Raw genomic sequence first — 8,798 nt, forward strand, 5'->3', positions numbered from 1 at the left:
AACGCTTAGAGGTGGGGGATTTCTCCGACTGAGTTAAAATTTTATAACAGAAGCAATTTTCTTACCACATAGTATTCCTAAAATACAGCAGCCACAGCTCAATATCACATATATACTACCGGTAGCATATTGTTTATGATCAAACAGATTGAAAGCCTCAAGCGAAAATGTAGAGAAAGTTGTAAAGCCTCCGCAAACCCCCGTCTTCCAAAACAAAATGGTATGATCGGATATCCCTTCCTTATCACTTGTAACACCAACTACAACGCCAATCAAAATAGCACCTATTATATTGGTGATAAAAGTCAGTACAGGAAATCCCGTCTTCATCGGAATAAGACTTATGGCATATCGCGCTACTGCCCCTAACGCACCTCCAAGAGCTACAAACAAAAAACTCATATAAACCTCTTAACCATATAAACCTGTAGTTCACCTAATTAACTAACTACGATTTATTAATTTTTTTACCATGTAAGCTTATCATATCTCACACTTGAAAAAAAATAATATTTTGAAATTATTTAAGGTTATAAAATGTTTTGACCCTTTTCAGCTGATTATTTATCCTTCAAAATCAGGTTTCCATCCTGCGAACTGAACCAGCTGCTCATCTGTTCTGTGATAATATCTTTCATTTTTATCCAGCTTCGCAATCTGCGCCATTTCTTCGTCGGTTAGCTGAAAATCTAAAATATCCAAATTATCCTTGATGTGATCTACGTTTTTACTTCCGGGAATAACTGTGAATCCCATCTGTGTATGCCAACGAAGGATAATCTGCGCCGGAGACTTGCCATATTTTTCACCCAACTTTACAAATACAGGCTCATTGACCAAAGACTTGTCACCATGTCCCAAAGGATACCAGCTCATAAGCTTGATACCATATTTGTCCAAAGTCTTACGAAGCTGTGTCTGTGTAAAATATGGATGTGCTTCCACCTGGATAAACTGAGGCACGATTTCCCATTTCGTCTCAAGTTCGGCAATATATTTTCCTTCGAAATTCGAAATACCGATCGACTTTGCCTTTCCTTCCTTATAAGCCTTTTCCAGCTGTCTGTATCCTGCAAGCCAGTTTCCCGCAGGCTGATGGATGTAAAGAAGATCCACATAATCCACGCCAAGGCGCTCCAATGTTTCATCTACAGCATTTTCATTCTCATACTCTGATGGCCAAAGTTTTGTCGATAAAAATACTTCCTTTCTATCTACTCCGCTTTCCTTGATTCCTCTACCTACCGCACGCTCATTTACATACGCATTTGCGGTATCTACCAGTCTATAGCCCATCTTTAAGGCTTCTCGCACACTATTTTGAGCGTCTGCAGGGGAAAGCATAAAAGTTCCGATTCCCACTACCGGGCATTCTAATTTATTATTTAATACAATATTTTCCATTTAAAAATCCTCCTTAATAGGTTGATGCTCTAGAGCTTGTCAACTTCCAGTTTCCATTTTCTTTTCTAAGTGTAAAATCTCCCTGTAGCCTCCAGCTTCCTTTTCCACCACCGTAAACTGCAGCAACTACTCTGCTCTTACCAATCATGGTTGCACGATTGCCATCAATGCTTACTTCTATGTCATCATGATCCGCTGAATAATAATGAAAAGTACCATTTTCCAGGCCTCTTAAAAATTCATCAATGGATTGCTTCACGCCGGTCATATGATAAAGACAATAGTCTAAAGACATAAGATTTCTAAGACCATCTATATTTTTCTCTATCATATAATCCCAATAATCTTTATATAGTTCTATGATTTTTTCTTCTTCGCTCATATCTATTCCCTTTGCTCTGCCGGATCTAGCATCGTCAAGACTCGCTCGCGAGTCTTGCGCGCCGGATTCGGGTCTGCTTCAGCAGACAAATTCCTGTCCGAATCCGTGCGCATCCTCGCGGAGCGTTTAACTCAGTCGGAGCTTGTACCCCGACTGAGTTAATAACCTTTTTTTAATCCATTCTCTGCAAACCACTTTTCCACAGCCGCTTTCGCATCTGCAGCATAGCTTCCGGTAATGGCAAGTCCGTTTTTCACATCCGCTCCGGGAGCATATTTTCTTACATCGCCCTCACTAGAACCCATGCCGCTTCCTTCATTCGTACAAAGAGGCAGGATGGTTTTTCCGGCAAAATCGTATCTCTCTAAAAATGTTGCCACTGCCATAGGAAATGTCCCCCAGTAATTTGGATAGGCAAGTACGATGGTGTCGTATGCGTCTATGCTGTCCAAATAAGAGGTAAGCTCCGGGCGAGCGTTTTTTCTTAAATCTTTCTTAGCTTCCTCAATGCAGGTCATGTAAACCGGTGAATATGGATCCTTCATATCAATTTTAAATGTATCTGCATCGATTAAGTCCTTCATCTGGTTCACAACAATTTCTGTGTTTCCGACTTTTACGTATCTCATTGCTCCGCCAAAATAATTTTCATCTGCTCTTGAAAAGAATGCGATTAATGTTTTTGCCATCTTTGTTTCCTCCATAAAAATTCTATCAATCTTTGTTATTCCCAATTGGTTTTGTCCTTTGATATTTACATTATCCCACGGATACTTTATAATATCCAATAGAAACATTAGATAGTTGATTTAAATTTTAAATATCACAGGTGCGTTATGACAACAAAGCAAATCGATTATTGTATTGAACTGGCTCATACAGAAAGTTTTTCCAGAGGTGCGGAAAATATGTTTGTAAGCCAGCCTACATTTTCCTATCAGATTAAGCTATTAGAGGAAGAAGTTGGTTTTCAGATATTTGTAAGAAATGGAAAAGGTGCCTCTCTGACACCTGCCGGTCAGCAATTCGTAACCTACCTTTCCAATATGCGCCAGGAAATGAAACGTGCCATTGAGCAGGGCCAAAATTTCAGTGCTAAATATCAGGATAATATTAGCATCAGCCTTATGGTAAGGCAGGCGATTTACTTTTTGCCGGAGGCGATTAAGGAATTTGAAACAAATGATCCAGGCGTTTTGATCACCCCTCTTTTTCAATATGAAAATGGCATCGACAGTTTTTTGAAAAATGAATCCGACATCGTTTTTGCTTTGGAGGAACAAACAAAACAGCTGGCAGGCACAAATGTCCACCAGCTGTTTCAAAGCCATGTTTATTTAGTTTGTGACAGAAATGATCCTCTTGCCGAAAAGAATCTTATTACAGACGCGGACCTTTATGGTCGCACCCTAATGGTGGGCGGTGGTTCGCCGGCGCTTCTTCGAAGCATACAGCAAAAGCTCATCGCCTCCGGGAAAATCGAATACTTTAACAGTCCCAATCACGATACCACTCATATCAACATCGCAACGGGCAAAGGGATCTGCTTATCTCCCGGTTTTTTAAATGATCACAGTGGCCAATACGCATGGATTCCCTACGACTGCAAGGATACGTTTTCCTGCGTGTTGTGTTCACATAAGGCAGACCAAAGAAAAAGTGTGCAAAGCTTTATCGCAACTTTACAAAAGATCTATAGCGATGTCGTAGCCTTTCCTCTTTAACAAAGGCTTATGCCTCATTTACCAGTTTTCCGGTCATGTGCTCCAAAACCAGTTCGAGACACTGTACATTTTTGAAGGAGTTTGCAATCTCCTTATCCAAGTATGCCTGATCGTCGGTAAACTTTCGAGTCAGCTCGGAACAAATCTTTAGAGAAAGCTCCTCATCTTCCACAAGATGAATTCTTCCAAAGATGATGACACTGGTGATGTTAAGCGCCCAGTCACCTTCCTTTGTAAAGCCATCATTGTAAACACAGTAGCTGGCTTTGTCGCAGGCTTTGATGGCATCAATTTTGTGGCCGGCCTTTGCTCCATGGAAATAAATCTTTCCGTCTTCCTCATTATAATAATGATTGATGGGCATTCCATAGGGATAACCATCATCCCCAATTACGGAAAGTACCCCTCTTTTGGTGTTTTTCAAAATCTCGATGCACTCTTCCTCCGGCACCTGCTGTTTAAATCTACGCATCTTGCGAAACATAATATTTTCCTCGCTTCTTTGCAAATATTTTCAGGTCGGGCGATTACCTTTTTTTCTCCAAAGAAATCAAATTACCGCTAAATTATTGGATTTCATGCTAAATAATCTGAGCGTTTCCGATGTACTGGTCTATATTAGGTTCGCTATTCAATTATTATCTTTACATCACGAAACATCTCAATCTCTTTTCAACATCTTCGAAAATCATTTAATCTTCTACATCCAATTTCCCATTATTATTGAAATCCATAGGCTACTCCCTAGTAAACTCAACCCATTTATCAATTTGACTAAATGCCGATACTTTATATCCAGCAGCATTTGAGCAACTCCAAGCCTTATGCTGTATACTTTCTTTTCAATTCGTTACAACCAGCAATATTTGCCCTAATATACTCATCTTCGCTCATTTCAAAGCAATACTTCTTCCTATACATTGCTTCAACGTTACATATATCTGGGCGTGTTTCATATATATCACAAAGGTTGTTTTCTGTAAGATGAATACATCTCCCATTCCCTGAATCGAATACACTCAACTCTGGAATCTCATTTATATGATTACAACAAATACCACATTTATCACATGGAAAAATCATGACATTAATTCATCAACTTTCTTCTGTGTGATAGTAATAATTTCACCAGATTCTTCAGTAAGATTGCCGGCCTCATCCAAAATTGGAGTATCTAAAACTGCTTTTATTGCACCTGCTAAAGACATTGCCGATGCCACACACTTTCTTTCATCATCAGAAAAATTTCTAAAATCAGTACCTTTCTCCTTAATAATCTGAGTCATTTCCCAAACAATAGGATCAAACACTGTTTGCAAGCGAACTAAAAATCTATTAAACATTGCTGCTCTTCTTCTAATTCCATAACATAAAGCTGCCGCGGTTTTCATCTCTTCTTCAAATTCTTTTGCCTTAGCATAATTTGCATTTGCTACGTCAAGATTCTTTGATGCCTTTGCTCCAGCAACAACCCCCAGCACTGCTAAAGCAGGTCCGGCAACAAGGCCTCCTAGAACCGCAGTTCCAGCTGCCATACCTAAACCTCCGGCTGCTAATGAACCACCGCCAAAAAATGCTAATGTAGCATTTGTAGCTGCAGCCCCACTAAGAGATGCAATCGCTGTTCCTGTAGAAGCTGTTGCAAGTGCACCGGCAGCTCCATATGCGCCAAATGCAGTTAGTGCGCCAGCCATAGCCCCAGAAGCAAGACCGCCAGCTAATGACGATGCCATCCCTTGCAAATCTTTCAACTCTGCGAATGATTTTTTATCCAAAACCATCTTTTGTAATTCATTTAATCCAGTAGATTCTGTTAATTCTACATGATTTAATTTTTCAAATTCAGTAATGAAATTTTTTATACTACCATCAAGTACAGCAACTTTTCTCTTTCCAAGGCTATCTATCGCATGACCACAGTTTTTTCTACTTTCATTAGCTTTTTCTTTAGCTCTATTAACTTTTTGCTCGGCCATTTCATTTGTATCGTTTGCTTCCTTCTGATCAATTCCAGCCTTTATTCCTTTGCCAACTCCCACTAATCCAGAACCGACTCCCACTGCTATAAACAAAAAAGGTATAGGCATATTTTATCTCCTCCTCTCCTAAAAATCCAACTCAGCTAAAGTAAGTTTTATACCATCCTGCGCCATCTTAATATCTTTCTTAATCTGCTTCATTTTTTCAGCTTTATAATCAGATTCCTCTAAATTTTCAACCCATTTTTTGTGTTCCTCTAAAGCTAAGCATGTCTCTGCAACATCTATCATCTCTTGATATAAATCTTCCGTTACTTTCCAATGTTCTCTTAAAAAATCTACAATTTCACGTTCTTCATATGTATACCTTGTATCAGCATATCCTAAATTTATAAGATTCCATAAAATAGTTGCATAATCCTTAGAGTTACCTAAAAAACTCATAATTGATAACAATGAAGAGCTACTTCTCATTTCTTCAACTGGCTCTCCAGCCAACTCTTTGATTTCATCAAATATACCGTCAAATGGCGTATTTTCACATTCTTTTATAATGCGTTTTTTCTCATCAGCATCAATATTCAAGTCCTTGCAAATAGTTGTAAATAACTTTTTCTCTCGCTCTGATGCTTCGCCATCTGATAACATAAACAAATAATATAACTTTGCTTGATTTGTTCGATACATAACTATAACCTCCTTACAATTTAAAAGTTTCTCCTGATAGCATTTTGTCATTAAATTCGTCCATTGTTTCAAATGGTTTATTACCACCAAATGCAACCGTAATTGCATTCGAGCTTTCAATTAATAAATCAATATCACCAATAGCAAGAGCATCTTTAATGCCAGAAAATGATTCATTAAATATTTCTGTAGTTTCTGATAAATATTCGTTAATAATGTCATTCATTTGGGCGCGATATTCTCGAATCATTTTTATATGTTCTTCACATGCCTGTTCAATTGCGATTCTTTCTTCACGAGCCAATTTAGCTTCTTTCAAGGAGCCAACTAAAACACCATAAGTTGCAGACGATAATGCATAGCCCACCATACCACCTATCAATCCACCAACAACCGGTATTGGAATAACCGTCTGTCCAATAACCGCAAACATAGATGATGCAATCATTCCTGTTCCTTGTTCACCTAATGTTTCTAAACACTCAACTCCATCAATTTCTCCCTTAAAATATCTCGTCATAGTTTTTGCTGCAGACACCGTAACTGTAACAATTGTTCCCGCAACATTTGTCTTAGATAGAGCACGTACATATTGTGATTTAGAATTCTGCATAGCGCCTTTTATTGCAGCACCAGTAAATCCCGTACCATACCCTACAGCTGCAGTAGTAGCAGTATCTTTGGCCACATTCTTAACAGCCTCTTCAGCTTCTTCTTCACCTTTACATACAGCAACAATATTTTTTACAATTGAAACACTACCCCCCAAAATTGCAGATGTCTTTGCAGTTTGTATACCAGCTCTATGCGATATCTTAGCAACATCCATTGCTGTAGAAAGCTTAGGATGCAATCTAGCAAAAACAGCTTCATCGCTAGACACATTGCTCTTTCGCAAATTCTTTTTGATTTTCTCAAGCTTATCTATACGCTCCTGAAGTTTTTTTACTTGTTCGCTATTTCCAGCCTGCTTCTGATTTTCTAATTGTTTTGACAAACCATCAATTTTATCATTCGCTTCTTGAATAATCTTGTCATACTGGTCAGATGGAACATCGATTTTTGCATCAGCATCCAAGTACTTTTGGAACTTTTTAGACTGAAGCTTTTTAAGTGCACGTGCTGCATTCCCTTCACCAGTTGGATCCGTTTGAGATGCACCCAAAAACTTCATCTGTGCACCTGTACCATCTATTACATTTCCTTCAGCATCTATCGTAACTGTATCATAAAGAGGATCATTAACATTTCCAAGATCATCGGTTCTTATCTTCCTTGTAGAATCACCTTTTATGATTTTTTCAGCATTTTTTCTTGCTACATCTTTAACTTCAGCAGAAAATCCGGCTTGTTGATGTATATTTTGATATTCGTAATCAGGATTAACTTTTTCTTCTGAAATCTGTTTTAATCCTTTAACTAGCTTTTTGCCTAATTCGTTATCTTCTCCAGAATATGCAACATAATGCTGTTTTGCTGCTGAACCATATCTTTGAACTTTCTCATAAGCGGCGCCTGCTACTCCAGCATTTAATAAATCTTTTTCCTTCTTGTTCTTCTTATTTTCATCCATATAAGCCCCCTAATACACAAATTAGCGTTATAATACATCTATATTATACCTCTAATTTGTTTATTTTTAGATATATAATGATTATATATTCAAAATACCCGCAAAGCAGGTGTGATCTGCAATGTAGGCATTCTGAACCTCTTCACGTAGTTCTGCCCGATTTGGCTCTGCTCCTTATTTCCAAAGGTTGAAAATGGAAGTGGTGCCAGACTTATCGTCAGATAGATTTCAATCGTCCGTCCGTAGATAACTAGAAAAATCATCATAGACATGATGTTGATTCCTATGTTCAATAGTCCGATTTCCATAAACAGTGGCAACAGCTGTCCGATAGACATGGTCTCTTGTGTGGAAAGCATCTGCGCAAGTTGGGATGCATTCACCGCTATTGAGTTTTGGATGATGTTTCCACTCCGAGAAATCACATGCCCTGCCACCTCGAAGATTACCATGATGCTATCAAAGTAATGCGTGATCAGCATTTGTAAACGTTATACCGTTTACATCAAGTCATTCAAGAATTCTTTCTGGCATGATATGAAAATCATTTTCCTGTCTCAAGTACATTTAAAAACTCATCATACGTATAAAAATCATCTGGATATATACTTTTATCTAGGTCATATAGCTTTGCTACGTTAGCATTAAACTGTTCTTCAGAAACAATCGTATCTTCCCACTCATATGTTAACGTATAAGGATAGTTTTCATCCGCAACCATCTTCTCCCTGTTATGAAGTGACCTTTGTCAAGCAGGAAAGCCTCAACAAACTTTCCACCTGATAATTGTCACATTTGTTATTGTCTGACAGCATCTGGAAAGAGCCAGTTTAACAGTCTCCGGCATGTAGCCACTCTGTTATTCGTGGATTGGTTACCAACAGGCTAATGGTCCGCCGAGAGCCCTGCTATCTATTATCGTGGATCACGGTTTCCCGTGCGCACATAGGGAGAACGCAGTTGGCTCGAACCGTCTTGTCATATTGGCTCCTCCCAGATACCGTCAGCACTATTTACTTGTTATATTGGGCAGAAATCTGCACTTTGTT

At 38.6% G+C, this 8,798-nt stretch carries 12 protein-coding genes; 1 reads left to right on the forward strand and 11 read right to left on the reverse strand.

Features of this window, described 5'->3' with window-relative positions; translation table 11 throughout:
* Window positions 1-33: 33 nt before the first annotated feature.
* The 4 genes from crcB to BLS20_RS06985 all read right to left on the reverse strand — a co-directional run bounded on the left by crcB (window position 34) and on the right by BLS20_RS06985 (window position 2,475).
* Window positions 34-402 carry a fluoride efflux transporter CrcB gene (gene crcB, locus BLS20_RS06970; RefSeq protein WP_090173645.1) on the reverse strand — a complete coding sequence of 123 codons (369 nt, stop codon included), beginning with the start codon at window positions 400-402 and terminating at the stop codon, window positions 34-36.
* Window positions 403-564: 162 nt separating this feature from the next.
* Window positions 565-1,404, reverse strand: a complete 840-nt coding sequence (locus BLS20_RS06975; protein WP_090173646.1) for an aldo/keto reductase — start codon at window positions 1,402-1,404, stop codon at window positions 565-567.
* A 13-nt stretch (window positions 1,405-1,417) separates the two neighbouring features.
* On the reverse strand, window positions 1,418-1,786 hold the full coding sequence (locus BLS20_RS06980) for a nuclear transport factor 2 family protein (RefSeq protein ID WP_090173647.1): 369 nt from the start codon (window positions 1,784-1,786) through the stop codon (window positions 1,418-1,420).
* Window positions 1,787-1,944: 158 nt separating this feature from the next.
* On the reverse strand, window positions 1,945-2,475 hold the full coding sequence (locus BLS20_RS06985; RefSeq protein ID WP_176762327.1) for a flavodoxin: 531 nt from the start codon (window positions 2,473-2,475) through the stop codon (window positions 1,945-1,947).
* A 147-nt stretch (window positions 2,476-2,622) separates the two neighbouring features.
* Here BLS20_RS06985 and BLS20_RS06990 point away from each other — a divergent pair, with 147 nt between their 5' ends.
* Complete coding sequence (locus tag BLS20_RS06990; RefSeq protein ID WP_090173648.1) at window positions 2,623-3,510, forward strand: LysR family transcriptional regulator; 888 nt, start codon at window positions 2,623-2,625, stop codon at window positions 3,508-3,510.
* Between the two features lie 7 nt (window positions 3,511-3,517).
* Here BLS20_RS06990 and BLS20_RS06995 read toward each other — a convergent pair whose 3' ends face one another.
* The 7 genes from BLS20_RS06995 to BLS20_RS13750 all read right to left on the reverse strand — a co-directional run bounded on the left by BLS20_RS06995 (window position 3,518) and on the right by BLS20_RS13750 (window position 8,470).
* Window positions 3,518-3,982 (reverse strand): pyridoxamine 5'-phosphate oxidase family protein, encoded by a 465-nt coding sequence (locus BLS20_RS06995; protein ID WP_341443195.1) that lies wholly within the window; start codon window positions 3,980-3,982, stop codon window positions 3,518-3,520.
* Between the two features lie 350 nt (window positions 3,983-4,332).
* On the reverse strand, window positions 4,333-4,593 hold the full coding sequence (locus BLS20_RS14100; protein WP_090173650.1) for a YkgJ family cysteine cluster protein: 261 nt from the start codon (window positions 4,591-4,593) through the stop codon (window positions 4,333-4,335).
* Window positions 4,590-5,597 carry a hypothetical protein gene (locus tag BLS20_RS07005; protein WP_090173651.1) on the reverse strand — a complete coding sequence of 336 codons (1,008 nt, stop codon included), beginning with the start codon at window positions 5,595-5,597 and terminating at the stop codon, window positions 4,590-4,592. The genes BLS20_RS14100 and BLS20_RS07005 overlap by 4 nt, the downstream gene beginning before the upstream one ends.
* 18 nt (window positions 5,598-5,615) lie before the next feature.
* A complete protein-coding gene (locus BLS20_RS07010; RefSeq protein ID WP_090173652.1) occupies window positions 5,616-6,176 on the reverse strand; it encodes a hypothetical protein in 561 nt (186 codons plus the stop codon).
* Window positions 6,177-6,189: 13 nt separating this feature from the next.
* Window positions 6,190-7,749, reverse strand: coding sequence for a hypothetical protein (locus BLS20_RS07015; RefSeq protein ID WP_090173653.1), 1,560 nt, complete (start codon window positions 7,747-7,749; stop codon window positions 6,190-6,192).
* 89 nt (window positions 7,750-7,838) lie between these two features.
* Window positions 7,839-8,231 carry a VirB6/TrbL-like conjugal transfer protein, CD1112 family gene (locus BLS20_RS07020; protein WP_176762328.1) on the reverse strand — a complete coding sequence of 131 codons (393 nt, stop codon included), beginning with the start codon at window positions 8,229-8,231 and terminating at the stop codon, window positions 7,839-7,841.
* A gap of 62 nt (window positions 8,232-8,293) precedes the next feature.
* Window positions 8,294-8,470, reverse strand: coding sequence for a hypothetical protein (locus BLS20_RS13750; RefSeq protein WP_176762329.1), 177 nt, complete (start codon window positions 8,468-8,470; stop codon window positions 8,294-8,296).
* Window positions 8,471-8,798: the final 328 nt, after the last annotated feature.

It is taken from the genome of Eubacterium oxidoreducens (genome assembly GCF_900104415.1).
Taxonomy (GTDB): Bacteria; Bacillota; Clostridia; order Lachnospirales; family Lachnospiraceae; genus Eubacterium_C; species Eubacterium_C oxidoreducens.

Bases quoted from the DNA above. Each gene is read 5' to 3' on its own strand.
- BLS20_RS14100 (WP_090173650.1), bottom strand. From the start codon at position 4,593: ATGATTTTTCCATGTGATAAATGTGGTATTTGTTGTAATCATATAAAT.
- BLS20_RS07005 (WP_090173651.1), bottom strand. From the start codon at position 5,597: ATGCCTATACCTTTTTTGTTTATAGCAGTGGGAGTCGGTTCTGGATTA.
- crcB (WP_090173645.1), bottom strand. From the start codon at position 402: ATGAGTTTTTTGTTTGTAGCTCTTGGAGGTGCGTTAGGGGCAGTAGCG.
- BLS20_RS06990 (WP_090173648.1), top strand. From the start codon at position 2,623: ATGACAACAAAGCAAATCGATTATTGTATTGAACTGGCTCATACAGAA.
- BLS20_RS13750 (WP_176762329.1), bottom strand. From the start codon at position 8,470: ATGGTTGCGGATGAAAACTATCCTTATACGTTAACATATGAGTGGGAA.
- BLS20_RS07020 (WP_176762328.1), bottom strand. From the start codon at position 8,231: ATGCTGATCACGCATTACTTTGATAGCATCATGGTAATCTTCGAGGTG.
- BLS20_RS06975 (WP_090173646.1), bottom strand. From the start codon at position 1,404: ATGGAAAATATTGTATTAAATAATAAATTAGAATGCCCGGTAGTGGGA.
- BLS20_RS06995 (WP_341443195.1), bottom strand. From the start codon at position 3,982: ATGCGTAGATTTAAACAGCAGGTGCCGGAGGAAGAGTGCATCGAGATT.
- BLS20_RS07015 (WP_090173653.1), bottom strand. From the start codon at position 7,749: ATGGATGAAAATAAGAAGAACAAGAAGGAAAAAGATTTATTAAATGCT.
- BLS20_RS07010 (WP_090173652.1), bottom strand. From the start codon at position 6,176: ATGTATCGAACAAATCAAGCAAAGTTATATTATTTGTTTATGTTATCA.
- BLS20_RS06980 (WP_090173647.1), bottom strand. From the start codon at position 1,786: ATGAGCGAAGAAGAAAAAATCATAGAACTATATAAAGATTATTGGGAT.
- BLS20_RS06985 (WP_176762327.1), bottom strand. From the start codon at position 2,475: ATGGCAAAAACATTAATCGCATTCTTTTCAAGAGCAGATGAAAATTAT.